The 24,241-nt window shown below is 39.4% G+C and carries 23 protein-coding genes and 2 tRNA genes; 19 read left to right on the top strand and 6 right to left on the bottom strand.

The window, feature by feature from the left end:
• Window positions 1-101 precede the first annotated feature (101 nt).
• From HNQ43_RS08080 to HNQ43_RS08090, 3 genes are all read left to right on the top strand, one after another.
• Window positions 102-1,220, top strand: a complete 1,119-nt coding sequence (locus HNQ43_RS08080) for an aldo/keto reductase (protein WP_183376623.1) — start codon at window positions 102-104, stop codon at window positions 1,218-1,220.
• A 102-nt stretch (window positions 1,221-1,322) separates the two neighbouring features.
• Complete coding sequence (locus tag HNQ43_RS08085; RefSeq protein ID WP_183376625.1) at window positions 1,323-2,159, top strand: Cof-type HAD-IIB family hydrolase; 837 nt, start codon at window positions 1,323-1,325, stop codon at window positions 2,157-2,159.
• Window positions 2,156-2,998 (top strand): DegV family protein, encoded by an 843-nt coding sequence (locus HNQ43_RS08090; RefSeq protein WP_183376627.1) that lies wholly within the window; start codon window positions 2,156-2,158, stop codon window positions 2,996-2,998. Before HNQ43_RS08085 ends, HNQ43_RS08090 begins: the two co-directional genes overlap by 4 nt.
• A 65-nt stretch (window positions 2,999-3,063) precedes the next feature.
• Here the strand turns inward: HNQ43_RS08090 and HNQ43_RS08095 are convergent, their stop codons facing one another.
• The 5 genes from HNQ43_RS08095 to HNQ43_RS08115 all read right to left on the bottom strand — a co-directional run bounded on the left by HNQ43_RS08095 (window position 3,064) and on the right by HNQ43_RS08115 (window position 7,447).
• Window positions 3,064-4,263: a MalY/PatB family protein gene (locus HNQ43_RS08095; protein WP_183376629.1), complete on the bottom strand. Its 1,200-nt coding sequence runs from the start codon at window positions 4,261-4,263 to the stop codon at window positions 3,064-3,066.
• A 418-nt stretch (window positions 4,264-4,681) separates the two neighbouring features.
• Window positions 4,682-5,293, bottom strand: coding sequence for a class I SAM-dependent methyltransferase (locus HNQ43_RS08100; RefSeq protein ID WP_183376631.1), 612 nt, complete (start codon window positions 5,291-5,293; stop codon window positions 4,682-4,684).
• A gap of 29 nt (window positions 5,294-5,322) precedes the next feature.
• On the bottom strand, window positions 5,323-5,868 hold the full coding sequence (locus HNQ43_RS08105; RefSeq protein ID WP_022356404.1) for a DUF7010 family protein: 546 nt from the start codon (window positions 5,866-5,868) through the stop codon (window positions 5,323-5,325).
• Between the two features lie 34 nt (window positions 5,869-5,902).
• Window positions 5,903-6,655, bottom strand: coding sequence for a type II CAAX endopeptidase family protein (locus tag HNQ43_RS08110; RefSeq protein WP_158095866.1), 753 nt, complete (start codon window positions 6,653-6,655; stop codon window positions 5,903-5,905).
• 39 nt (window positions 6,656-6,694) lie between these two features.
• Window positions 6,695-7,447: a hypothetical protein gene (locus tag HNQ43_RS08115; RefSeq protein WP_183376633.1), complete on the bottom strand. Its 753-nt coding sequence runs from the start codon at window positions 7,445-7,447 to the stop codon at window positions 6,695-6,697.
• 247 nt (window positions 7,448-7,694) lie between these two features.
• On the opposite strand from HNQ43_RS08115, the gene nadA reads away from it, so the two are divergent.
• The 15 genes from nadA (at window position 7,695) to HNQ43_RS08190 (ending at window position 21,932) form a co-directional block, all read left to right on the top strand.
• On the top strand, window positions 7,695-8,603 hold the full coding sequence (nadA, locus tag HNQ43_RS08120) for a quinolinate synthase NadA (protein WP_183376635.1): 909 nt from the start codon (window positions 7,695-7,697) through the stop codon (window positions 8,601-8,603).
• Complete coding sequence (locus tag HNQ43_RS09340; protein WP_183376637.1) at window positions 8,600-10,732, top strand: L-aspartate oxidase; 2,133 nt, start codon at window positions 8,600-8,602, stop codon at window positions 10,730-10,732. Before nadA ends, HNQ43_RS09340 begins: the two co-directional genes overlap by 4 nt.
• Before the next feature lies 1 nt (window position 10,733).
• Window positions 10,734-11,234 carry a transcription repressor NadR gene (locus HNQ43_RS08130; protein WP_183376639.1) on the top strand — a complete coding sequence of 167 codons (501 nt, stop codon included), beginning with the start codon at window positions 10,734-10,736 and terminating at the stop codon, window positions 11,232-11,234.
• 9 nt (window positions 11,235-11,243) lie between these two features.
• Window positions 11,244-12,149, top strand: coding sequence for a CPBP family intramembrane glutamic endopeptidase (locus tag HNQ43_RS08135; RefSeq protein WP_183376641.1), 906 nt, complete (start codon window positions 11,244-11,246; stop codon window positions 12,147-12,149).
• A gap of 69 nt (window positions 12,150-12,218) precedes the next feature.
• Window positions 12,219-12,295 (top strand) — tRNA-Ile (locus HNQ43_RS08140).
• An 18-nt stretch (window positions 12,296-12,313) separates the two neighbouring features.
• Window positions 12,314-12,389: transfer RNA gene (locus tag HNQ43_RS08145), tRNA-Ala, on the top strand.
• A gap of 335 nt (window positions 12,390-12,724) precedes the next feature.
• Entirely contained in the window at window positions 12,725-13,627 is a 903-nt protein-coding gene (ftsX, locus tag HNQ43_RS08150; protein WP_280525464.1) for a permease-like cell division protein FtsX, read from the top strand.
• A complete protein-coding gene (locus tag HNQ43_RS08155) occupies window positions 13,624-14,991 on the top strand; it encodes a murein hydrolase activator EnvC family protein (protein WP_183376645.1) in 1,368 nt (455 codons plus the stop codon). Before ftsX (HNQ43_RS08150) ends, HNQ43_RS08155 begins: the two co-directional genes overlap by 4 nt.
• A 9-nt stretch (window positions 14,992-15,000) precedes the next feature.
• The gene (gene ftsE / locus HNQ43_RS08160; RefSeq protein ID WP_183376647.1) at window positions 15,001-15,684 is read left to right on the top strand and encodes a cell division ATP-binding protein FtsE; all 684 of its coding nucleotides are present in this window, start codon (window positions 15,001-15,003) and stop codon (window positions 15,682-15,684) included.
• A complete protein-coding gene (gene ftsX / locus HNQ43_RS08165) occupies window positions 15,681-16,583 on the top strand; it encodes a permease-like cell division protein FtsX (protein WP_183376649.1) in 903 nt (300 codons plus the stop codon). Before ftsE ends, ftsX (HNQ43_RS08165) begins: the two co-directional genes overlap by 4 nt.
• Before the next feature lie 16 nt (window positions 16,584-16,599).
• Complete coding sequence (locus HNQ43_RS08170) at window positions 16,600-18,045, top strand: S41 family peptidase (protein ID WP_183376651.1); 1,446 nt, start codon at window positions 16,600-16,602, stop codon at window positions 18,043-18,045.
• A 75-nt stretch (window positions 18,046-18,120) separates the two neighbouring features.
• A complete protein-coding gene (gene hemC, locus HNQ43_RS08175) occupies window positions 18,121-19,002 on the top strand; it encodes a hydroxymethylbilane synthase (protein ID WP_183376653.1) in 882 nt (293 codons plus the stop codon).
• A complete protein-coding gene (gene cobA / locus HNQ43_RS08180; protein WP_183376655.1) occupies window positions 18,999-20,390 on the top strand; it encodes a uroporphyrinogen-III C-methyltransferase in 1,392 nt (463 codons plus the stop codon). Before hemC ends, cobA begins: the two co-directional genes overlap by 4 nt.
• Window positions 20,387-21,406: a precorrin-2 dehydrogenase/sirohydrochlorin ferrochelatase family protein gene (locus HNQ43_RS08185; RefSeq protein WP_183376657.1), complete on the top strand. Its 1,020-nt coding sequence runs from the start codon at window positions 20,387-20,389 to the stop codon at window positions 21,404-21,406. The genes cobA and HNQ43_RS08185 overlap by 4 nt, the downstream gene beginning before the upstream one ends.
• The gene (locus tag HNQ43_RS08190) at window positions 21,384-21,932 is read left to right on the top strand and encodes a biotin transporter BioY (RefSeq protein WP_183376659.1); all 549 of its coding nucleotides are present in this window, start codon (window positions 21,384-21,386) and stop codon (window positions 21,930-21,932) included. Before HNQ43_RS08185 ends, HNQ43_RS08190 begins: the two co-directional genes overlap by 23 nt.
• Here HNQ43_RS08190 and HNQ43_RS08195 read toward each other — a convergent pair.
• The gene (locus tag HNQ43_RS08195) at window positions 21,912-23,447 is read right to left on the bottom strand and encodes a nitrite/sulfite reductase (protein WP_183376661.1); all 1,536 of its coding nucleotides are present in this window, start codon (window positions 23,445-23,447) and stop codon (window positions 21,912-21,914) included. The two genes, HNQ43_RS08190 and HNQ43_RS08195, sit on opposite strands and share 21 nt — an antisense overlap.
• Before the next feature lie 166 nt (window positions 23,448-23,613).
• Here HNQ43_RS08195 and HNQ43_RS08200 point away from each other — a divergent pair, with 166 nt between their 5' ends.
• Window positions 23,614-24,225, top strand: coding sequence for a hypothetical protein (locus HNQ43_RS08200; protein WP_183376663.1), 612 nt, complete (start codon window positions 23,614-23,616; stop codon window positions 24,223-24,225).
• The last annotated feature ends 16 nt before the right edge of the window (window positions 24,226-24,241 follow it).

Genomic DNA, 24,241 nt, shown 5'->3' on the forward strand with positions numbered 1-24,241 from the left:
TCAATCAGAGTATTAAGGTTTCATCTATATAGTACAAAAGGTTAGAAAGGAAATTGATATAAATGTGTGACAAGGTGCATTTGTATCATACAAGGGTATCAATGATCACACGGACATTTCAAGATTTAAAGTTATCTGGTTTAGGATTAGGTTGTATGCGTCTTCCTTTGTTAGAAGGAAGCGATACAAAACCGGATGTTGATCAAGTCCAGAAGATGGTAGACTTGGCGATTCAAAAAGGAATCAATTATTTTGATACCGCTTGGGGCTATCATGAAGGCGCCAGTGAGATCGTCATCGGTCAGGCATTAAAAAGACATGAGCGTTCAACTTTTTATCTGGCGGATAAGTTTCCGGGATATGATTTAAATAATATGGCAAAGGTCGAAGAGATCTTTGAAGAACAATTAAAAAAATGCCAAGTTGATTATTTTGACTTTTATTTGTTCCATAATGTCTGCGAGAAAAATATCGATGCTTATTTAGATCCGCAATATCATATTTACGAATATCTGATGGAACAAAAGAAAAAGGGAAGGATCCGTCATTTGGGATTTTCCTGTCATGGAGATTTTCCAGTTTTGAAACGTTTTTTGGAAGCGTATGGCGATTCTATGGAATTCTGTCAGCTCCAGCTGAATTATTTAGATTGGGAATTTCAAAATGCGAAAGAAAAATGTGCACTCTTACATGAATATGGGATCCCAGTATGGGTCATGGAACCTTTGCGTGGCGGAAAATTAGCACAGATTGATTCTGAATTTGAAGCCTCTTTGGGCCAAAAAGATCCTGTCGAGTGGGCTTTTCGTTTTACCCAGTCCATTCCGGAAGTCACTATGGTTCTTTCGGGGATGTCCAATATGAGTCAGCTTCAAGAAAATATTCGGATTTGGGAAAGCGATGAACCTTTGACATCGACAGAAATGGATACACTTCTGGCGACCGCAAGAAAAATGACCGCAAAGACGGGCGTACCTTGTACAACGTGTCATTATTGTACGAGTCATTGTCCGCAACAACTGGATATTCCTCGATTGATTTCCTTGTATAATGAATTCTGTTATTCTGGAGGAGGATTTATTGCTCCGATGGTGATTGGAACACTGCCAAAAGAACAAGGGCCAGGGGCTTGTATTCGATGTCGAAGTTGCGAAAAAGTCTGTCCGCAACAAATCAAGATCTCTGAAGTTTTTCAAGATTTTGTAAAGCGTTTAGGATGATCACGAAAACACAGCTTAAAACGGACTGTGTTTTTTTACTTAGACAAAAATTAAAAAGAGTCAATCTAGAAAAGAAAGAAGGTCCTGTGTTATACTTTCGTCATGGAACACAATCAATTACGCCTTGTACTATGTGATATCGACAGCACATTGATCAATTCAAATCGAGAACTGACGCCTAAAACCAAAAAGATGATTGAAAAGCTTCACGATAGAGGAGTGTATTTCGGCTTAGCTTCCGGACGTCCCGTGGATGAGCTGCAGAAGTATGCGCCGCACTGGGGCTTTGGTTTTGCGTTTGATTTTTTGATCGGGATGAATGGCAGCGAATTATGGGATAATCTCAAACAAAAACAGATCGATTCTTATAAACTAAAAAGAGAATGGATCCAGGAGATTTTAAATCTAATGAAGCCTTTTCCGTCGAATGCTTTTATCTATCAAGATGGAATGCTGGTGGCGCAACGTATCGATGATGCGATGAAAAAATCGGCGGTAACCAGTCAAAAACCGATTCATGTGATCGCTTCTGATAAAGAGCTTTATGAACGTGAAAACGCCAAGATCATGTTTCGAATGTCTAAAGAGCAGACGTTGAAAGTTGAAGAGTATTTCAAAGAACGTCCCAATCCATACTACAAAGCGTTTAAGACACAGTCTACATTGATCGAATTTGCTGATCGCCGGATTTCAAAAGCCTATGCCTTGAAGATTCTTTGTGATAATCACGATTTTTCTTTAGAGAACGTATGGTCTTTTGGCGATACGACCAATGATAATACGATGCTTGAAGTGAGTGGAAAAGGAATCTGCATGTTGAATGGCAGTGAGGATACAAAAGCAATCGCCGATGAAATCACGCATTATGACAATGATCATGATGGGGTGGCGATGTATATGCAGGAACATTATTTTGATCAATTGGGGGAGACTTTATGAATAAGATCGCGTTGATGGTGGATTCAAGTGCAGATATCACGAAAGAAGAAGCACAAGAATTAGGTATCTTTGTATTGCGCATGCCTGTGATCATCGATGGAAAAGAATATATTGAATCGGAAACGATCACAGATGAAGAAGTAGTAGATGCTTTACAACAGCACAAGAGTGTAAAGACGGCACAGCCGATCATCGGGGATATGATCCAGATGTGGGATCGATTATTAGAAGAATACGACGAAGTGTTTTATTTGCCTTTGACTAGTGCTTTATCGGGAACGAATAAAACGGCTTTGAATCTTGCCAAAGAAGAATATGCGGGAAAAGTTACTGTAGTAAAGAGTGAATTTGTTTGTTATCCGACGATTCGAGTTATGGAAATGGCTAAAGGCATGTTTGATAAAGGATATACAACGGCACAAGTTAAAGAAAAGATTGAAAAAGAAGGCGAGCTTATGGCTGTTTTGATTCCCGAGAACTTGGAAACTCTCAAAGCAGGAGGAAGAATTTCGCCGGCCGTTGCTTCTTTGGCGGGCTTATTGAAAATTGTTCCGTTATTGAATATTTGTCATGGATCGATTGATCTGCAAGATAAGGTACGAACTTTAAAGAAGGCTTATCAGCGTGGAGTGGAAGTGGTGACTCAAGGTGTCGATCCTGAAGATTATGAATGGATGGTCATCGATGCTTTTGATAAAGAAAAAAGTGAGATGTGTAAAGAAATGTTAGAAAAAGCGGTGGGGCAGCCGGTTTCTCAACATGCGTTCAAAACGGTGATCTTATCTCATGTGGGCAAAGGAACGATCGGATTTGGAAGAATTAAGAAAATTCGTTATTAAGAAGTTGTGAATATTTAAAAGCGAACCCTAAGTTTGAAAATCAAACGAAAGAGGTTCGCTTTATTTTATGAATTTTTGAACACAAAATTTTGCAGACGCTTAAAGGCTTCTTCTACTTTTTTTGTAGGCAGTGCTAAGTTCATGCGAATGGTGTTTTCTTTCTGGAAAGGTCTGCCATCTTGCCAGAGGATGCCAACTTCGATTCCTTTTCTTAATAAGGTATCTAGATCCATCGCATGTTTTTGTAGCCATGCCGTGCAGTCCAGATACAACATGTATGTTCCTTGTGGTATAGAGACTTGGATTTCTGGGGCCAATGTATGGAGCGTATTCAGTGCAAGATCAATGTTGGTCTTTAACACTGTACAAAGCTCATCGACCCATTGCTCTCCTTCTTTGGAATAGGCACCTATCAGCGCATGGACGCTGAGAATGTTAGGAGAGTTATAATGTGAACGGGCTTCAGTCTTTAAAATCTCTTGTCTAAGCTTCTGATTTGAGATCACATGGTAAGAGCCGACCAAACCTGCCAGATTAAAGGTCTTGCTGGGGGCGAAGATTGAAACCGTTCTTTGTTTGGCATCTTCATTGATCGTCGCTGTAGGGATATGCGTGTAGCCAGGCAATATCAAATCACTCCAGATTTCGTCGCTGATCACAATGCAGTCATTGTTGCGATAAACTTCCATGGCCTTTTCAAGCTCTTCTTTTTCCCACACTCTTCCTGTTGGGTTGTGAGGGGAGCAGAATATACAGACTTTGATATGATATTCTTTGATTTTCTTGTCCATGTCCTGATAATCCATGCGCCAAATTTGATGCCTGTCCAGGATCAAGGAAGAATGAATGATCTTTCGATGGTTGTTGTTTAAAGTCTTTGTGAATCCAATATATGTAGGAGAGTGGACCAAAATAGGGTCGTTTTCTTTCGTGAAAGTTTGTAAAACGCTGCTGACACATCCTAAAACACCGTTTTCATAACCAATTTGTTCTTTTGTGACATCGTTGTGATGACGGTCTTTTTGCCATCGAATTATGGAATCATAATAGGCTTGAGGCAATTCAAAATAACCAAAATGAGGTTCCTGCAAGCGTTTAGAGATGGCACTTTGAATGCCGGGAAAGACGGGAAAATTCATATCAGCCACCCACATAGGAATCTTCGTAAAGCCTTCCTTGACTTTTACTCCTTGGATGGGCAAAGAGTCTACCGCTAAGGCATCGTGGCCTTCACGATTTAGAATCGTTGTGAAATCATAGTTCATAGGGTTAACCTCCGTGATTAGTTTATCATGGTTTAAGATTATTGACAGCATATATTCTAGGCTGAAACTTCCAAAGAATGAATCTCGATTATTTAAAAATTCTAATGGATTTACTGGTTTTGACCAAATGATCAGATCATAAAATACAACGAGAAGACCGCTTAATTTTTAAAACGGAAGACTTCTTTGATTTTTCGCGGCTGATTCAATTATGTCGTTTGACTTTTGTCCGCAAATCCACTTTATTCTATACTGAAAACAAAGGGAGATAGAGGTACATATTGTTGACTCTGACATAATTCAACTTTACGCTTATATTGGATGAAAACAGTACTTTCCAGATATTGAAAAGCGACCAATCATAAAGACTGACCGCTTTGTATAATACTGGATATGAAATTGTTAAATTGGAAATTGGCTATTTCGTTGCAACAATACTTATCCAATGATTTTTTTTATTTGAATACGTTTTTATCTCTGTAAAACCTGCTTCTTTCAAAGCAGCAATGAGCTGATCAGATGTGTAAATCTTCATACCATCAATCAACTTTGTCCATTTTTCATCTGCGTCATTCGTTCCGTCAGATTCGTTACAAATCAGGAATGTCCCTCCGTTTTTCAGAACTCGATTTACCTCAAAAAAACATTTTTTCAATCCCGGCCAGAAGTAAACGGTCTCAAAAGCAGAAACATAATCAAAAACCGCATCAGGAAAAGGGATAGCAGATACATCACCTTGAACCACGCAGCATTTTCCTTGTTTAATGGCGGCGGCGTTCAGTTTTTGAGATTCTGCCACACTGACCTGCGAATAATCCATTCCTGTCACATGTCCATTTCCGCATTTGCCCAACCAGGCAACAATATTTGCACCTCCTCCGCAACCAACATCCAGTACCGCAGCGTCCGGATTCACTGAGATATTTGAGAATCCCCATTGTGATAACTTGGCGTGACCGATGTTCATCATCTTCGTCATCAATTTTCCGCCGAAGCCTTGTGGCTTACGAGTATTTTCAAAGAAGTTCATTACATTATTCCTCCTCTTTAAATTCCAATTTATTGGACATAATCATTTACTATTCTCTTATTCTCAAATGATAACAGGACACTAAATATTATTTCTATCAGTATCATCATTATTGCAAGAGTATAATTAGCAAAATTTAAACCAACTATCAAAGATAATATTGGAATAATTATTGACAATACCATATATGTTTTTGAATTATATAACCAACTGTATGGCAATAAATGTGCTCCGAATATCATAGCAATAACCATTAGCATTTTATCTGGCAATGTAGGATAAATCCACATTGCTATTAAAAGGTATATCATTTGATTTGCAGAAAATAGTATTCCTAAGTAGTTTAATGGATTACTTTTATCTTGAAATTGTATTTTTAATATTTTAGAAATTAAAAAAGCTATAGGTAATAATGGTGCAGTGCAACAAAATGTTAATAGATTTTTTGTTAATATAGGTAAATCTGTTAATTGTACGATTAAAACCATAATCCATATTACTACTGATGCAATGATAAAATGAATACCTTTCTTTTGCTTTTGGGCACAATCTTTTTTCAAATCTTTCAAGTTCATTTTTTATCTCTCCTCAATAAATTCCAATTTGCTATTATCTTATATATCTTTTATTTATATTTAAAATTAGTATTGATACTATTATTGTTACAATTAAAGTTATACAACAACTTAACAAACTATAATTAAATACAAATATTGCAGATAACCCATTTATTAAACAATGAGTTAATATACAAGGAAATACACCTTTCGATACCTTTCTTATTGTTGCCAAAGCATAGCATAAGGTTAAACACATTATTCCAAAAAGAAAATAGTTCATATTTGCATTGGCTGTTCCTATTATAAAAAATATTGGTAAATGCCATAACCACCAAATAATAGAAGTAAAGATTGTTGCTATATGAAATCCAAATTTCTTTTCCAATTCAGGTTGTAAAATCATTCTCCATCCAACTTCTTCATTTCCACCACCAAATAACATCATTGGTAAAATTACTATAAGCATAAATATAGGAGCACCAAATTTAAATCCATTTATTGCACACCCCAAAACATAATAAATCAATACAAATAAAATTACTAAAATATAAGTCCAAATATTATGTTTTATATCAAATATCTTTTTTAACCATTCTTTTAAATTCTTAACTTTGTTATTTCTCTTTAGTGATATATAAGAGGCAATAGTTGGAGAGAACCCCCCGATAATGTGCATAATCCTTAAAAATATATTATTTATTGTCAAGTTAAATATTTGACTAATTAAAGCACAACCACCCCAAAATATTAGCATTATAACAAATGTTATTATTAAAAATTCTTTCACTAACTTTTTATTCATAAATACTCCTATCATCTCTACAAATTAGGATTTGTAGTACTAGATAATATATTTATCCAGTCGTGCAATCCACTCATTTGAGTGCAGTAATGCGTCCTCACAATGTCCCTTTCCTTTTAAACAAATAGTTGTAGAATTTTTATAATTTTTCTTGATATATTTTGCTACATTTCTAAAAATAAATTCATTTATCTTTCCACCATAAAAATAAATAATCTGTGTATTGGGTGTATCAATATCTGAGGGAAGTTTGAATTGTCCAACTGCATATAAATAATTTTTTATGGTTTCATCTGATATATTATCCAACAGTTCTAAAAACACATCCAGCATATCTTCTGTTACCATTGAATTTATTGCGTTTCGTACCACTTTTTGATTTCGTTCTCTTGCTTTTTTGGTTATAGACAAGTACTGTTTTATAAGCATTTGAGTCATATATTTTCCAAATGGTAAAAGTGGTGAACTTTCTAAAATAACCTTTTCAAAGGTAAGCCTTTTGTTTTTCCATAAATACGATGTTAAAACTCCACCCATGCTCATTCCATAAATTGCGTATATATGGTTAATAGATTTTGATATACAATAATTTTCTATCTCTTTTGCAGTATCATCAAAGGAATTGAACTCGGACTTCTCCTGCACATCATGTCCCGGCAAAATTGGCACAAGAATATGATAGTTCTCTTTATAATGCTCTATATAATCAATCCATATTTGATATGGACTTTCAAAACCATGAACAAGCATTATTGTTGGATTATTTGTATTGCCATATTCCAAAATACGCATTTTAAGCCCCCGCTTTGCTTACACAACTTCCAATTTATAGAGATATTATACGTCTATTTTTACCCTATGTTTTATAAATTCTAAATTCTGAAGAATAATCTATACTTCAATGAATAAAGGACAACACAATACTTTTAAAAAGTTATCACCTGTTTTTTTTCAGTATAGATTCCACTTTAACCTGTCTTGTCACCTGACATGTCTCAGTGTATAATGGTCAAGACAGATTTTTTTGGAGGATTTCGATATGGGAATCAAGGAAGAGATTTTAAGACTAAAAAAAGAGAAGAATGCCGTTATATTGGCCCATTATTATGTCATACCAGAAGTTCAGGATATTGCGGATTTTGTCGGCGATTCTTTTGCTTTGGCAAAGAAAGCCAAAGCAATCGACGCTTCGATCATTGTCTTTGCCGGCGTTTCTTTTATGGGCGAAAGTGCCAAGATCCTCAACCAGGATAAAAAGGTGCTGATGCCGGATCTGGAAGCGGATTGCCCGATGGCTCATATGGCCACTTTGGCAAAAGTACAGAAGATGCGCGACGAAATCGATGATCTTGCGGTAGTTTGTTATGTCAATTCCACTGCTGAGCTCAAAAAAGTGAGTGATGTCTGTGTAACAAGCTCAAATGCGGTAGATATTGTTCGCAAACTTCCACAGAAAAATATCTATTTTATTCCGGATCGCCATCTCGCATCGTTTGTTCAGAAACTGGTGCCTGAAAAAAATGTGATCTTAAACGATGGTTATTGTCCAACGCATCATGCGATGTCATCCGAAGATGTACTTAAAGCGAAAAGTGCTCATCCCCAGGCACTGGTCTTTGTACATCCTGAATGTCCGGAGGAAGTCGTATGCCTGGCTGATTATGCGGGCAGTACAGCGGGTATAATCCAAGCTGTCAAACAAAGTGAGTCGAAGGAGTTTATTATCGGAACGGAAGAGGGAGTCTTGCATGAGCTTCGAAAACAGAATCCTGAAAAGACATTCTATTTATTAAGCGAAAACTTGGTCTGCGAAGATATGAAAAAGGTTACATTAGAAAAGCTATACCAAGTATTGCGTGATGAATCTAATGAAGTCCATTTAGATTCCAAGACCATGTCAGTGGCCTATAAAGCGATGGATACGATGTTGGAGATGACCAAATCATGAAGACGATTCATACGGATATCGTCATTGTAGGAACAGGGTGCAGCGGATTGTTTGCGGCTTTGCATGCACCAAAGGAGAAGAAGATTTTGATGTTGACCAAGACGACATTGGAAGAGAGTGATTCGTTTTTGGCGCAAGGCGGCATCTGCGTATTAAAAGATCCGGATGATTATGAAAGCTTTTTTAGAGATACGATCAAAGCAGGACATTATGAAAATCGTCGACAGTCGGTTGAGATCATGATCAAATCTTCACCTGAGATCATTGCGGAATTAGAAGATTATGGGGTGCGTTTCGCTAAAGATGAACTAGGCAATCCTATCTATACGAAAGAAGGATGCCATTCTCAGCCTCGAATTCTTTTTCATGAAGATATCACCGGAAAAGAAATCACCTCCTGTCTCTTGGAACAAGCAAAAAAATGTTCGAATGTGTCTTGGATGGAGAATACAACGATGGTCGATATTATCGAAGAAGATAATATATGTTATGGAATTTTGGCACAAAGAGACAAGGAAACGATTGCGATCGAGAGTGATTTTACAATTTTTGCGACCGGTGGAATCGGAGGACTGTTTTCAAATTCGACCAATTACCCTCATCTGACAGGGGATGCCTTGGCAATCAGCTTACGTCATCGTATCGCTTTAGAGCATCCGGACTATATCCAGATTCATCCCACTACACTTTATTCTACAAAAAAGGGACGGCGTTTTTTGATTAGTGAAAGTGTTCGTGGAGAAGGCGCCAAATTATATGGCAAGAATGGCAAACGTTTTGCCGATGAAGTTTTGCCTCGCGATCTTTTGACCAAAGAAATCTACAAACAAATGAAGAAAGATGAGATGCCCTATGTTTGGCTTGACATGACAATGTTGGGAAAAGAGCAGATTCTTTCGCATTTTCCGCATATCTATCAACATTGTTTGGATGAGGGATACGATTGTACGAAAGAATGGATCCCGGTTGTGCCGGCTCAGCATTATTTTATGGGTGGTATCCATGTGAATGCGGCCTCTAAGACAACGATGGATCAGTTGTATGCGGTGGGGGAAACAGCCTGTAATGGGGTCCATGGAGCAAACCGTCTCGCCAGTAATTCGCTGTTGGAAAGTTTGGTCTTTTCCAAACGAGCCATGCACGATCTTTTAGCGTTAAAGCCCAAAAAAGCAAAAGATTTTTTAGCTTTAGCTGATGAAACCGCAAAGAAGTTAGAAACATCGACCTATAAAGAAATCGTCTGGGATGCGATTCGAAAGAGAAAAGAGGGAAAAAAGATGAATTCGATCACCATGTCAATGAATGTAGATACTTTGATTCTTCAAGCGCTTCGTGAGGATGTGACAAGTGAGGACATCACGACCAACGCGATCATGAAAGGTTATCAGTCTGGAAGTGTACAGCTGATCTGTAAAGAAAATGGTGTAATTGCCGGTCTGCCTGTATTTGAAAGAGTATTCCATCTTGTAGATCCGAAAACGGAAGTTACTTTCTTTTTTCATGATGGAGACAGAGTGCAAAAAGGAGATTTAGTTGCAGAGATCTATGGTGATATACGCGCTTTGCTGACAGGAGAAAGAACGGCCTTGAATTATCTGCAAAGAATGTCAGGAATTGCAACCTATACGGCACAAACAGTCAAGCTATTAGAAGGAACGAATATTCGGCTGTTGGATACGCGAAAGACAACACCGAATATGCGGGTCTTTGAAAAATATGCCGTTAAAGTAGGCGGAGGATATAATCATCGCTATAACTTAAGTGATGGGATCTTGTTGAAAGATAATCATATTGCTGCTGCCGGAGGCATCACCAATGCGATTCAAATGGCAAAAGAATATGCTTCCTTTGTTCGAAAGATTGAAGTGGAAGTAGAAAACATGGAAATGGTCAAAGAGGCAGTTGAAGCAGGAGCGGATATCATTATGCTTGATAATATGAATGTGGAGCAAATGAAAGAAGCTGTGGATTATATTGCAGGAAGAGCACTGACAGAATGCAGCGGCAATGTGACGCGTGAGAATATTGCCCAATATATTCAAAGCGGAGTTGATTATATTTCTAGTGGTGCTTTGACACATTCTGCCAAGATCCTGGATCTTTCTTTAAAGAATCTTAAAGCGGTTTGATATGAGTCGAGAGTATCGTTTACAAAAGCTGCTGGAACGGTTACAGCAGACTTCAAATCCGTTATCAGGCAGTGCTCTTGCGAAAGAATTGCATGTTTCCAGGCAGGTGATCGTACAAGATATCACTTTATTGCGCGAGCGGGGAAACTCCATTTTAGCTACTCGCCTGGGTTATGTTTTGGAAAAGAAACCGTGTCAAGAAATCATCAAGGTGCATCATTTTGATGATCGTATCGAAGAAGAGTTAAATACCATCGTCGATGCCGGAGCGTGGGTCAAAGATGTATTTGTACAACATGAGACCTATGGAAGGCTTCAAGCAGAGTTGTCAATTCATTCCCGCCGGGATGTACAAAATTTTTTGGAAGATATCCGCAAAAATAACAGTGCCCCCTTGACGTATTTGACCAATGGGATTCATTACCATACGATCGAGGCATCGGATCCTGAAGCGATCCAGGAAGCTTTGAAGAACTTAGACAATCTAGGGTTTCTTTGTTAGAATTGAAATATGAACGAGTTCTCTTTATGGAAAAAATGTAAGAGTGATTTCAATAAATGCACAGGATTGCTATTGATTTATATTTTTTTATCGCTTGTGTTAGGAATGGGATTGGGGTCTTTTATCGGATACCTTCCTGTTTCTTTTCTTCACAAGCTTGTTTTGATGATGTTGGCTGTGTATCTGTTGTCGCTGTTTGTGATCGTGATCGCTTTTCTGATAGGGAAAGCGTGGCTAAAAGTACCGCTCGGAAAACTATTTCGAAATAAAATATCATGCAAGACATGGGGGCTTTCCACATCTTTTATGTTTGGTATAAGCTTCTTTGTGGCTTATTTTGTGAATCTTGTCAATTTGCTTTTGAGTCGCTTGTTTGGAGTTTCCATGTCAGGCTCCAGTTTGGAATTGGGCCCATTTAGCTTCTATACTTTTCTGATTTTGATCTATGTTGTCGTTTTAGGGCCTTTGTTTGAAGAACTATTATTTCGAGGTTTGATTCTTAGAACACTCGATAAGTATCACCGGGGTTTTGCGGTTTTAGTCAGTTCTCTTTTGTTTGGGATGCTTCATATGAATCTGCAACAGGGCATCGTTACTTTTGCTGTGGGCTGCGTGCTGGGATATGTGAGTTTAAAGTACGATAGCTTGCTTTTGCCTATAGGAATGCATATCGCAAACAATTTAGTTTCGGTTTTGATCACATACCTTTCGTGGCCGGTTCTATGGTGCTTTTTCTATTTATTTTGTGTGATTATGATGATGATTTCTTTATCAAAAGAAGAACGATCGATTCATCAGTTATTTCAAAAAGAATATTGTACATATCCGTATGGAAAGCTTTTCTTTAGCCGATGGACAACAATTCTGTTTTTGGCCGTTTTTGTGATCATGGCCATCTTTGGATTTGGCACATGAAAAAAATTTTTATTTTCTGTTTGACATCCTTTTATGAGAATGCTATTATATCTAGGCAGTCAGCAATACGGGCCTGTAGCTCAGTTGGTTAGAGCGCACCCCTGATAAGGGTGAGGTCGCTGGTTCAAATCCATTCAGGCCCACCATTTGCTTTGATTGTTTGTGGGGTGTTAGCTCAGCTGGGAGAGCACCTGCTTTGCACGCAGGGGGTCAGGAGTTCGATCCTCCTACGCTCCACCATTTTTAAAAATTCACCAATTTACTTTGGTTAACTATATAGAGTACACAGACGGACGGATGTTCGTCTTTTCTTTTGCTGATTCTTGTGTATACAAAAATAACACCCTCTTTCGAAGATGTTATCTTTGTTGTTATCATTTGTTTTTAGGAGAGAGATATGAAGAGATTTTTTTTGTCTTCTCTTAAGACACTTTTAATATAAATGATTTTTATCGTTTAATTATTTGGAATTCGTGTGAAACTATGTGAGTCTTTTTATGATTTTGGGGAAATATGGATTTCTTGGGCGGTAAGACTAACCATGGTATAATAATCAGGATTGGATGTGAAAAGAAATGTTCTTATTCATAAAGTGCTTGCCTAGACTCTTTCGACAGGCTGGAAAAGATATGCGTCGTCATTTTGCTTTGACTTTTTCGTCGGTGCTTTCGATTGCAATTGCTTTATTGATCTCTATGTTGATGCTTGTTTTGGCATGGAATGTTTCTTCTTTTACAACAAATATCGAAGAAGAACTGATCGTCCAGGTTTCTTTAAATCCGACATTGGATGCTTCAGGGCAGGAGGAACTTAAAAAAGAGATCCAGAAGATACAGGGGATTTCACTTGTTCGGTTCAGTGATAAAGAAGCAGAGCTGGAGCAGTTGATTGAGGATTATGGAGATACGTTTGCGCAATATGAGGGGGAAGATCGCAATCCTTTGTACGATGTATTTATTGTAGAATTGGAAGACCCAACACAGATCGAGGACATTACTTCCGAGATCTCTAAACTGAATGGTGTTGTAGAAGCTACTTATGGAACAGATACAGTGAATACCATGGTTCAATTGTTTTCATCGGTTCGTGTTGGCGGCTTGGTATTTGTCGCGGCTTTGATTTGTCTTGCGATTTTCTTGATTCGCAATACGATCAAACTGGCGATCCAAGTTCGTAAAGATGAAATCCAGATCATGCGTCAAGTAGGTGCCATGAATTGGTATATTACAGTTCCCTTTGTGTTGGAGGGTCTGTTGACTGGTTTTCTTGGAGCCTTGATTCCTTCTTTGATTTGTATTTTTGGTTATACCGCATTATATCGGGCTTTAAACGGAGTGTTTATCTCGGAGCTTTTTGTCTTAAAAGATCCGTATCCTTTTCTTCTGTACATTTGCGGCGTTTTGTTTTTGATTGGTATTCTGGCTGGTATGTTGGGAAGCTATTTGGCTAGTCGAAAGTATTTGAGGTGGACAAGATGAAAAAAAGAAATCGCGTGATTGTGTGCTGTTTACTGGTTTTTGGCATGAGTTCTATCCTTCCTGTGTATGCGCAAGATTATTCGGATAGCGGATACTGGGTTCAAAAATGTTCTCAGCCTCAAAGTTCGCAGGCGGATGTTCAAGCGTGCCAGGGATTTCAAACGTATCAGCAGCAGCGTTATGAAGAACTGCAAGCCAATATTGAACAATATTCTAATGATATTGCTTCTTTGCAGGCAGATACTGAGAAAATGGAAGAATTGGCGAAGACTCAAAAAGAACTGCAAGAAACTTTAGAGGGACAGATTCAGGAAAAAGAGGAGGCTCTCCAAACGATCCAGGAACAGATTAAAAAGCTGGATACTGAGATACAGAAAAAGCAGGCAGAAATCGATGCCTGGAATGAGCAAATCGTTTCCCGGATGAAAGAAGAACAGTCGAACACGGGGACAAATATGGTTGTTGATCTGATCATGGGAGCATCGGATCTGAATGATATGTTGCGACGCATCACTGGATTGGAACGAATCACAGAAGACGATCAAGATCAAATTGAACAATTAAAAGAGTTGAAGGAAGAACTGGACTTACAAAAATCAGAACAAGTACGTCTTGAAGAAGATACGCAGGCGCAACAGGATCAATTAGAAAGTCAGAGGCAGCAGGCCAAACAACTAGAAGAATCTTACAACCAATTGGCGGCTCAGTATCAACAGAAGATGGCGGAACTGCAGGCAGCCAAACAAGCCGCTTTTAAGGATATTGAATCGTTACGATCGAATATGATTTCTGTTAGTTATTCTGGAACGTTGACGAATGTCAGCGGTTTTGCGGCTCCTATATCTGGAGGTCGAATCTCGGCAGGAACATGGGCTTATCCCGGGGGCGGTCTGCATCTGGGAATGGATTATGCGGTACCGATTGGGACGCCGGTGAAGGCGCCTGCCAACGGTGTGATCTTGTATGCTGCCAATCCAGCACCTTCTAACGGGGGCTATTTGGGCAACTGGAGCGGATATCCTTTTGGCGGCGGCAATACCTTTGAGATGATCTGTATGGTCAATGGAACCACTTATGCAATCAGCTTTGCGCATTTGTCAAGAGAAGGATTTGCAGTTTCTGCCGGACAGAGTGTCGTACAAGGGCAGACGTTGGCTTTAACAGGAAATTCAGGAAATTCCAGCGGTCCTCATTGTCATATTGAAGTTTATAATTTAGGCACCATGTCTTTAGAAGAGGCGATTTCACGGTTTTCCAGTTCAGCTGATTTTGCCTGGGGAACAGGCTGGAACTCTACAGCGACAGCTTGTGAAAATGGTCATGGAACGCCGTGTCGAGAAAGGCCGGAGCGTTTCTTTGGATAGGAGGTTCTCATGATTGAATTCAAAAATGTTACGAAATCATATCCAAATGGAGTTCATGCGTTAAATCGTATTTCCTTACAAATCGAGGATGGAGAGTTCATCTATATCATAGGTCCTACCGGATCAGGAAAAAGTACGATCATCAAGATCTTGAATGGGGAAGAAGTTCCTGATTCTGGCCTTGTGATCGTGGATTCTGTCGATGTAGGAAGTTTAAAACATCGAAAAGTTCCCAAATATCGAAGAAATATCGGCTGTGTATTTCAAGATTATCGCTTATTGCCGACTTTGACGGTACAAGAGAATATTGCTTTTGCTTTAGAAGTTCTGGGACTTCCCAAAAAAATGATCCGCAAACGGGTTCAAGAAGTTTTGGAACTTGTCGATCTTAAGGAAAAAGCAAGGGCTTATCCCGATGAACTTTCGGGAGGCCAACAGCAGCGTGTTACGATTGGCCGCGCTATCGCCAATCGTCCAAAGATCTTGATAGCCGATGAGCCTACGGGCAATCTCGATCCCGAAAAATCGCGTGAAATCATTGCTTTGCTGGAAAAGATCAATGCCATGGGAACAACCGTGGTTATGGTGACGCACGATATCGTACTGGTCAACGAGTTTAAAAAGCGAACCATTACTTTAGATCAGGGATTTGTGGTAAAAGATTCAAAGAAAGGCGGCTATGTTAGCGTATGAAACGATGGTTATCGCTGTTGTTTTATGAGTTCAAATATGCCTTCTTAGGAATCCTAAAACATTTGCTGCTGACGATATCGGCTATCAGCTGTATGATCGTTTCTTTGTTTTTGATTGGTCTGTTTTTGTTGATTGGGTTACATGTTGATCATTTTGCTACAAATGTTCAGCATGATATGAGCATACATGTTGTGTTGGATCAAGAAGTTGATGATCAAGAAACGATTCAGCAGATTGAAAAGGAAATTGATTCTGTCTCGAATGTTGACTCGATTGAGTTTTCTGATAAAGATCAGGAATTAGAATTGATGATCCAGGAAAAAGGAGAGGCGTTCAGTCTATATCGAGGAGAAGACAATCCTTTATCTCATGCTTTCTTTGTCACTGTCAAAGATAGTTCCAAAATTGATCAAACGGCAAATAAGATCGAAGAATTGGAAGGTGTTAGCTCGGTAGCTTATGGAGGATCGAGTGTTCGTGATTTGATTGATTTGATGGATGTTGCACGGAAGGTTGGATATGCCTTGGCTGTTCTTCTTTTGATCTTATCTTTATATCTGATCTATAATACGATCAAGACCACAATCTATTCTCGACAGGAAGAAATAGCGATTATGCGGCAAGTCGGGGCTTCTAATGCGTTTATACGCATCCCGTTTGAGATCCAGGGAGTCTTGATTGGAGGCATAGGCGCATTGTTTCCTTGTTTACTTTTAGCTTTTGGATATCCAAAAATATATGAGCAGATGAACGGAGTCCTTTTCTCGCATCTATTCTCTTTGATAGAACCAACGCAAGTTTTCTGGATGGTTGGAATCTGCGTTGTTATTTCAGGGTTGTTGATTGGCATACTTGCCAGTTTGCTGGCTGTTGGGAAAACGTTACGCGGCAACCGTTAAAGAAAGGAAAAATACTATGAAAAAAGCGCAGTACAAAGAAACGACTCTGACGGTCATCATTGTGATTTTATGTCTTCTCTTTTTTGGCTTGGGCGTTTCGGTCCCGTTCATTTTTGATCGGGGGTCACAATCGGAAGCGGCAGTCAGTGATGAGAAGTTCAATGCAATCTATGATCTGCTTCGGGAAGAGTGGTATTTTGCTGACGAAGTGGAAGATATTGATAAAGTATTATTAGAAAAAGCCATTGAAGGAATGACAGATCTGGAAGAAGATCCGCACACGAATTATTTCGATCTTGAGTCTGCTCAAGAATTCTCGGAAAGTCTGGAAGGCTCCAATGTGGGTTTAGGCATGTCTTATTTCCTAGATGAAGATCAAAATTTTGTGGTCAAAGATATCTTCTTGGATTCACCTGCAGAAGATGCGGGGTTAGAAGTTGGTGATGTGATCACAATGATTGATGGCCAGGCTTGTTCAGAAACTGATTCAGATACTTTGGTCCAGCTGATCAAGGATCATGAAGGAACACCGATAGAAATTGTTTATACTCATGAAGGAAAAACGCAATCTAAAATGGTTGAACCTAAAGAGTATGATGAGACTGTATCTTGTCAGTTGTTTGAGGATCAAGGATATGCTCTGATTCGATTGACTAGCTTTTCAGAAAACAGCGGAGCTGATTTTGCGAAAGCTATGAATCGGATCCAAGAAGCGGGAATCCAAAATTTGATCCTTGATCTAAGGGGGAATACAGGAGGTTATTTAAGTGCTGCTGTAGATATTGCCAGTTCTTTGTTGCCTGAGGGAAGCGTAGTTGTACAGGAAGAGGACAAGGATGGAAACCGTAGTGAATCGAAGACCAATGATGATTATGAGCAAGTCCAGTTAGATCAGATCGCGATTCTTCAAAATGGAACTACGGCCAGTGCCAGTGAAGCTTTGATCGGGGCTTTAAAGGATAATCTAGGCTCTATTGTGACCACGGTGGGCACCACTTCCTATGGAAAGGGAACGGAACAAACGAGTGTTCCATTCAGTGATGGAACGAGCATTAAATATACGATTGCCAAATGGTACACACCCAACGGGGATTCCATTGATCAAGAAGGATTTGAACCGGATATAGAGGCGTCATCTTCAGAAATTGAAGATGTTCAATATAACGCAGAAGAGACTCAAGAAACCCTGGAACCGGATACTGTTTCTGTCAATGCTAAAGCAGTCCAGATCTTTTTGAAGTATTTGGGTTATTCTGCGGATAGAACCGACGAATATTTTTCGGTTGCGAGCAGTGAAGCTTTAAAACTATTCCAAAAGGATAATGCCTTGACGATCAGCGGTAAATGTGATCCAGAAACGTGGGATAAACTCTATCAGAAAGCGATGTTAAAATATAATCAGGATACTTTGTATACCGATTCGCAGATTGAAACGGCGGTTCATCAGTTTGAGACATCCTAGGATGTCTCTTTTTTTGCTTTCTTGCATAATATTTCTCGAAATTTTATAATGAAATGGTTAAAAAAGAGGAACGGCATGAACATAAAAGTAGGGACTCGAGAATCAAAATTAGCTTTGAAACAGACTGAACTTGCGATTCAGGCTTTATCTAAGATCTTCCCGGAGCGATCCTTTGAAATCGTCCCCATTCGTGTCAAAGGAGATCAGGATAAAAAGACACCGCTAGTTCAAATGAAACAAACCGGCATCTTTATCAAAGAAATTGAACTCGCTTTATTAGATCATACAATCGATTTGGCTATTCATTCTTTAAAAGATGTCGGGTCTGTGATGCACCCTGATCTTATGCTGTTGCAGCATGCCTTATTCGAGGACCCTAGAGATTGCCTGATTTCAAAAGATCATCAAACTCTCATGGAATTGCGCCCAGAAGCAAAGATTGCGACAGGTAGCCTTCGTCGCCGAGCTTGTATCCATCGGCTTCGGCCAGATATTCAGTTTGTGGATCTAAGAGGAAATATAGAAACGCGTCTGCAAAAATTGAAAGAATCTGATTGGGATGGTTTGATTTTGGCCAGTGCAGGGTTGAAGCGTTTGGGACTCGAAGCTCTAATCGATGAGTATCTGGATCCATCTTTTGTGATTCCAGCCTGTGGCCAGGGAACATTGGCTTTACAGATTCGCAAGGAAGATCAAAGGCAGTATGAGAAATGTTTTTCAGAGACTTCAAGAGCGTTAGAAGTACAGATTGAACGTGATTTTTTAATGCAGAGTCATGCTGGATGCCATGTCCCGGTGGGATGTTATGCCAAAATCCATGGTCAAACAGTTGTGGTTGATGCCTGTTTTGGAGAGGATGAATTTTCATGTCGTTTTGTGCATGAGACGTTCTCTTTAGATCATTGGGAACAAATCGGATCACAGCTTCAAAAAAAATTAAAGGAACAAGAATTATGATATGGTTTGTGGGAGCGGGATGTTATCATCCTGATATGTTGACAATAGGAGCCATCAAGTGTTTGAAAATGGCAGACTGTGTTTTATATGATCATTTAGTGAATCCGGAATTTCTACAATATACTTCCGGCGATTGTGAATGCATCTGTGTAGGAAAGCGTGGTTATCATCCTTCTTTTTTACAGACAGATATTGAAAAACTGTTGGTAAAAAAAGATAAAGAATATGCCAACGTGGTCCGTCTAAAAGGGGGAGATCCCTTTTTATTTGCCAGGGGAAGCGAAGAAATGCTCTATGTCTTGGATCATGGATGTGATTGTCAATATGTACCGGGAATCAGCAGCGCTATCGGGGCTTTGGGGTTTGCCGGAATCCCGGTGACCCAAAGACATCTTTCAACAGGATTTGTGGTTCATACAATGCATACACAAGATGGAAAAGATCCGCTAGATTATGAACGAGTGGCTAGGGAAAGGAATACTCAGATCTTTTTTATGGGATCGCATAAAATTGAACGATTGGTGAAAAACTGTCTTGCTCATGGGATGCCGGCCGATACACCGATAGCCTTGGGATCGCACTTGACATATCCTCATCAAGAAGTTTTAGTATCAAGCCTAGGACAGATTTTGAATCAAGATTTAAAAGAATATACCAGTCCTTTACTGATTGTGATCGGAGATGTAGTTAAAGAGCAGGAAAGGTTAGCCAATGCGAGTCGTTTACCGCATTTTTCGAAACAGGTTCTATTGTGTTCTATCGATAATACTCCCTGGCCTATTGAGGATTTGACCCTTCGTTACGGAATTTATCCGAGCATTCGACAAGTTGCAGAAATCAAAACGATTTTTGAAGAGAAGTTTACATTAGAATCTTATTCTACTTTTGTCTTTGTATCGCGGAATGCGGTCGAATCATTCTTTGAGAATATGGTATTTCATCATCTGGATATCAGAGATCTTTATCAGAAAAAAATCGTTGCGATCGGTTCCAAGACGAAAGAGGCATTGATTCAAAAGGGAATCTTATGTGATTGTGTTTTTTCTCATTTTCGGTCGTTTGAAAAGGAGTGGACAGATCTGACTTCGGTTTGTGTCATAAAAGCAAAAGAAAACGAATATGTCTACCCCTCCTTTTCGTGTTACACCATAGAAGAAACTGATTTTGATCTCCCTGAGGTTTCGTGGGATGCCGTGGCGGTCACTTGTTCTCGTTCTTTAAAGATCTTAAAAGATCGAGGGTTAGCTCTTAATACGCCGATTGTTTGTTTTGCTCATAAGACATTACAGAAGGGCAAGGAAATGGGATTTACCAACCTGCACCCGGTACTTTCTTCTAAGGAGGCGTTAGTGCAAGGGATATTGCAGCTTTTTGGAGAAACAGTATGAGAATTTGTATCGATGTTGAATGGAAAGATCATGTAGTCTGTATCCTTGGCGGAGGGAAGGTTGCTTTGCGAAAAGCTAGTCAGTTTTTAAAAGCGGATGCGCATATTTATATTTCGAGCTTGGAATATTTAGATGAGTTTGAAAAGCTTCCTGTCATGAAATGTTCCTATCCACAATTGGTAAAGACATTGGATCAGTGCACTTTGGCCATTGCGGCAACCGATGATCCTCGTATGAATCAACAGTTTATTCAAGAGGCCAAAAAGCGAGGGGTTTTAGCCATGGCGGCGCAAAAAGATTTAGAACAAGATTGTTTCAGTATGATGGAATCTCGAAACGGCGATTTGGTTCTGGCGTGTCATACAAACGGGGCTTATCCTATCGCTAACAAAGCCATATTAAAGGACTGGCAAGACCGGCTTCAGGATCTTAGAGTGATTCGGGATCATTTACAAGATCATCGCTATTGCGAAACGATTCTGAATCTGGATCCTGAACACATCTCTTTTTTGCGATCGCTTTGCGAAAAGTCAAAAGGTATTGTCGTGTTGGTGCATGGCAATCATTCTCAAAAGGCGAAGATACAGATAAAGAATCTTTGTCAACGGATCCAGGAAGAGCATCAGTATCCAACGACTTTCTTGTTTATGGCACCTCAATATCGAGATATCTCGATAGAAAACTTTTGTCAGATTTTAAAAGAGTTAAAATCGAAGGCCCATTTTGTGGATCTTTTTTGGGGGCAAGGGCGTTATATGCATCAGATCCAAGATGTTTTAGAAATCTATCATTTTATGCATCAATGGATCCGGATCGATGCGGCTGAATTTGTAGGTTCAAATGAAACTCTGATCCAACATACGCTTCCCAATTCTAGGTCGGATTCATCCGTCGTCGTCAGTATGTTAGATTCTCCTTTTTTAAAGAAACAGTATCCAAACAGCCGGTTTGTGGCTTGTCTGGAACAAAAAGAAGTAATAGAAAGGATCGTACATGAAATCCATCCGACTTTTTAGCTACACAGCTCTTTTTTTAGCGTTGATGATTCTTTCTTCTTATATTCAGATTACCTTGCCGACACCGGTTTATTCCATGCATATCACAATGCAGTTGTTTGTGAGCATCGTTTGTGGCTTTTGTCTGCCATTGCGTTATGGTCTTCTTTGCATGGGAGTCTATGTTTTGATGGGACTAATGGGGATCCCGGTCTTTGCCAGCGGTGGAGGAATTCAGTATATCTTGTACCCGACTTTTGGCTTTATTCTTGGTTTTGTCGCATGTACTGGCAGCTGTGCTCTTTTGCGTCAAAGAAAAAGACCAAGTTCCATGAAAGAATATCTTTTCATCGGAGCTTTTGGTCTTGCGATCTACTATATTCTAGGAAATGTGTATTATTATTTCTCATTTCCATTCTTTTTGAATACTCACATCCCTCTTTGGCTTTCACTGTTGAATGCTTTTTTCGTTTCGATCATACCGGATTTGTTGATTATGGTCGCGGCTTGTCGAACAGCTAAATCTTTACAGATATTTTTTAAGTAACGCTTGCCACTGGTCGGCGTTTTCTTTTTGCCAAATTGCAAATGTGGAATCGGCCTCTGTGATCGTTTCACCCAGTTCTTTAAAGAAGCTGTTGATATCGGATTCTAAGAGTAAGCCGGATTCTATTCCAAATTGTGTACCTGTCAGACAAGGTTTGCCGTTCAATGACATTTTAAAGGCAGAATAAGGTTTCTTATCCACTAATTTTGTGAAACCCTGTAATCCGATGGTTCCAATCTGGTGTGTTCCACAGGAACTAGGACAACCGGAGATATAGATTCTAGGCAGAACACCTTCTTTAAAATTATATGGACGTAAGAAATCAATCAGTTTTTTTAATACTTCATTTGAATTCCTTAAACCAACTTGACATGTCTGAGCCCCTATGCAGGAAACGCTGGCTTCAAAGGATGTTCGAGCACCATCCTGTGTATGTGCAACAACAGTTTTCGCTTCGTCGATTGTCAGGTTCACGATATAGATGTCTTCTTGCGGGGATAAACGCAGTTCTACTGCTTCCATGTCTTGGATCAAATGATTCAGTTCGGCCCATTTTTGAACATCCATATTGCCGCAGATCGGATGATATTTTACGGTATAGAGTCCGGGCTGTTTTTGAGCGAGTACACGGTCGGGAAGTTCTGTCGCTATTGGGCCGGTTTTAGTGATGCTTTCTTCTTGGATCGTTACATCGTGGTCCAAGTTTTGTTTCGCAAGCTTGACTTTTTCCTGGAATTCCTTTTGAATTTCTTCTTCTGTCAATTCTTGCTGTATGTAGCGTGATCTGGCTTTCGCACGATTCGTGTAATTTCCGTGTTCCATGAAGAAAAGAACCATTGTGTTGACATAGTAGAGAATATCTTTGGGATCAATATGGTCTCCTACTTTTACGCCCATCATTGGATTATTCCCAAGTCCTCCGCAACAATATACATCAAAGGTATGATCTTGATTGGCAATAAATCCCAGATCTCGAAAGTTCGCATGGGTCTCATTGGCTTGAGAATTTGAGAAAGCGACTTTGAGTTTTCGGGGCAGGGAGTATTTATTGATGATCTTAAGCAGGTATTCGCCCGCTGCTTTTGCATAAGGGTATACGTCAAATGGTTCTTCCGGATCTATACCGGATAAAGGAGAACACATGACGTTTCTGGGATAGTCGCCGCCCCCTCCTCGGGTCACGATGCCAATTTCAAGCCCAGCTTTCATAATGGGAGTCAAGGCATCTGGCTGGACATCGTGCAGTTGCACGGTCTGACATGTAGTACAGTGGGTCCGGTGAATATCATATTTTTGACATTGTTCCACGATAAAATTCAATTTTTCTTTTGTGATGCGCCCCTGATTCATGCGCAAGCGAAGCATAAATGCTTCACCGCCACGTTGAGCATAGGAGCCAAAACCTCCGCTATAGCCCTTATACTCTTTGACGGATATTTCTTTACGGCAGAATTGTTTTGTCTTTTCTTCAAATTCTGGTAATTCTTGATAAAGTTCTTGTTGTAGTGATTCCATGCTATTTCCTCATTTCTATTGATTATTATATCGCAAAAGCGAGTTAAAAAGGACTATCCATCTGCATTATTTTATTGAACGAGGATCTTCTTCTTTTCATGAGCAGATAAAACGATTAGAATAAAAAAGACTCGGGAGAGGTGGATCCTCTTAGAAAGGAATGAATATGAAATTTAGTGATATTGATTTTTCGGCACTTTCAAGAATGATGAATTCCATGAGCGATGAGGAAAAAGAGCGCCTGAATACGATGGCAGAAAATATGATGGAGAACATGAAAAGCGAACCAGAATCAGAGGAAGAAACTGATTTTTATGCTCATTTTGGCATCAGTGAAACGGAGTATGCTGATCTTCCTGGTCAAGTATTAGATCAAATCGAAGCGGCCAGTGATTTGGAACAGTATTATGAGGATGTCACAGAATCGGATTTCAGTGCTTCTGTTGTTTTTCTGTCAAAAGCCGTTTTGAACATGGTGCGCCACTATCATGCGAAAATCTATCAGGATGCACTGGATTTACCAAAGTTTGCCAATCCAAAAACGACAGTTCTTTATGATTATTACTATCCTTTATTGGATGAGGATCATATACATAAACTGAGCGATGAAGGATTGGGAGAATCTAGTTTGTGGATCAATCACAGAAACATGTTGCAGCAGATCTATATGGCTCTCAATCGGGCAGAATATGATTTTATCAGTTATGAGACCTTGCAGGGAATCAAATCAATCCTTTTTGATCAAAAAGGATTGTTGCGGATCAAAGATTTGATTTAACGATTCGAAAGGCTGG

It is taken from the genome of Faecalicoccus acidiformans (assembly GCF_014202635.1).
Lineage (GTDB): Bacteria > Bacillota_I > Bacilli_A > Erysipelotrichales > Erysipelotrichaceae > Faecalicoccus > Faecalicoccus acidiformans.

Coding starts and splice junctions, on each gene's coding strand:
- HNQ43_RS08100 (WP_183376631.1), bottom strand. CDS start 5,293: ATGAACTTCTTTGAAAATACTCGTAAGCCACAAGGCTTCGGCGGAAAA.
- ftsX (WP_280525464.1), top strand. CDS start 12,725: ATGTTCTTATTCATAAAGTGCTTGCCTAGACTCTTTCGACAGGCTGGA.
- HNQ43_RS09340 (WP_183376637.1), top strand. CDS start 8,600: ATGAAGACGATTCATACGGATATCGTCATTGTAGGAACAGGGTGCAGC.
- hemC (WP_183376653.1), top strand. CDS start 18,121: ATGAACATAAAAGTAGGGACTCGAGAATCAAAATTAGCTTTGAAACAG.
- HNQ43_RS08200 (WP_183376663.1), top strand. CDS start 23,614: ATGAAATTTAGTGATATTGATTTTTCGGCACTTTCAAGAATGATGAAT.
- ftsE (WP_183376647.1), top strand. CDS start 15,001: ATGATTGAATTCAAAAATGTTACGAAATCATATCCAAATGGAGTTCAT.
- ftsX (WP_183376649.1), top strand. CDS start 15,681: ATGAAACGATGGTTATCGCTGTTGTTTTATGAGTTCAAATATGCCTTC.
- HNQ43_RS08130 (WP_183376639.1), top strand. CDS start 10,734: ATGAGTCGAGAGTATCGTTTACAAAAGCTGCTGGAACGGTTACAGCAG.
- HNQ43_RS08095 (WP_183376629.1), bottom strand. CDS start 4,263: ATGAACTATGATTTCACAACGATTCTAAATCGTGAAGGCCACGATGCC.
- HNQ43_RS08105 (WP_022356404.1), bottom strand. CDS start 5,868: ATGAACTTGAAAGATTTGAAAAAAGATTGTGCCCAAAAGCAAAAGAAA.
- nadA (WP_183376635.1), top strand. CDS start 7,695: ATGGGAATCAAGGAAGAGATTTTAAGACTAAAAAAAGAGAAGAATGCC.
- HNQ43_RS08135 (WP_183376641.1), top strand. CDS start 11,244: ATGAACGAGTTCTCTTTATGGAAAAAATGTAAGAGTGATTTCAATAAA.
- HNQ43_RS08110 (WP_158095866.1), bottom strand. CDS start 6,655: ATGAATAAAAAGTTAGTGAAAGAATTTTTAATAATAACATTTGTTATA.
- HNQ43_RS08090 (WP_183376627.1), top strand. CDS start 2,156: ATGAATAAGATCGCGTTGATGGTGGATTCAAGTGCAGATATCACGAAA.
- HNQ43_RS08190 (WP_183376659.1), top strand. CDS start 21,384: ATGAAATCCATCCGACTTTTTAGCTACACAGCTCTTTTTTTAGCGTTG.
- HNQ43_RS08085 (WP_183376625.1), top strand. CDS start 1,323: ATGGAACACAATCAATTACGCCTTGTACTATGTGATATCGACAGCACA.
- HNQ43_RS08170 (WP_183376651.1), top strand. CDS start 16,600: ATGAAAAAAGCGCAGTACAAAGAAACGACTCTGACGGTCATCATTGTG.
- HNQ43_RS08115 (WP_183376633.1), bottom strand. CDS start 7,447: ATGCGTATTTTGGAATATGGCAATACAAATAATCCAACAATAATGCTT.
- HNQ43_RS08195 (WP_183376661.1), bottom strand. CDS start 23,447: ATGGAATCACTACAACAAGAACTTTATCAAGAATTACCAGAATTTGAA.
- HNQ43_RS08155 (WP_183376645.1), top strand. CDS start 13,624: ATGAAAAAAAGAAATCGCGTGATTGTGTGCTGTTTACTGGTTTTTGGC.
- cobA (WP_183376655.1), top strand. CDS start 18,999: ATGATATGGTTTGTGGGAGCGGGATGTTATCATCCTGATATGTTGACA.
- HNQ43_RS08080 (WP_183376623.1), top strand. CDS start 102: ATGATCACACGGACATTTCAAGATTTAAAGTTATCTGGTTTAGGATTA.
- HNQ43_RS08185 (WP_183376657.1), top strand. CDS start 20,387: ATGAGAATTTGTATCGATGTTGAATGGAAAGATCATGTAGTCTGTATC.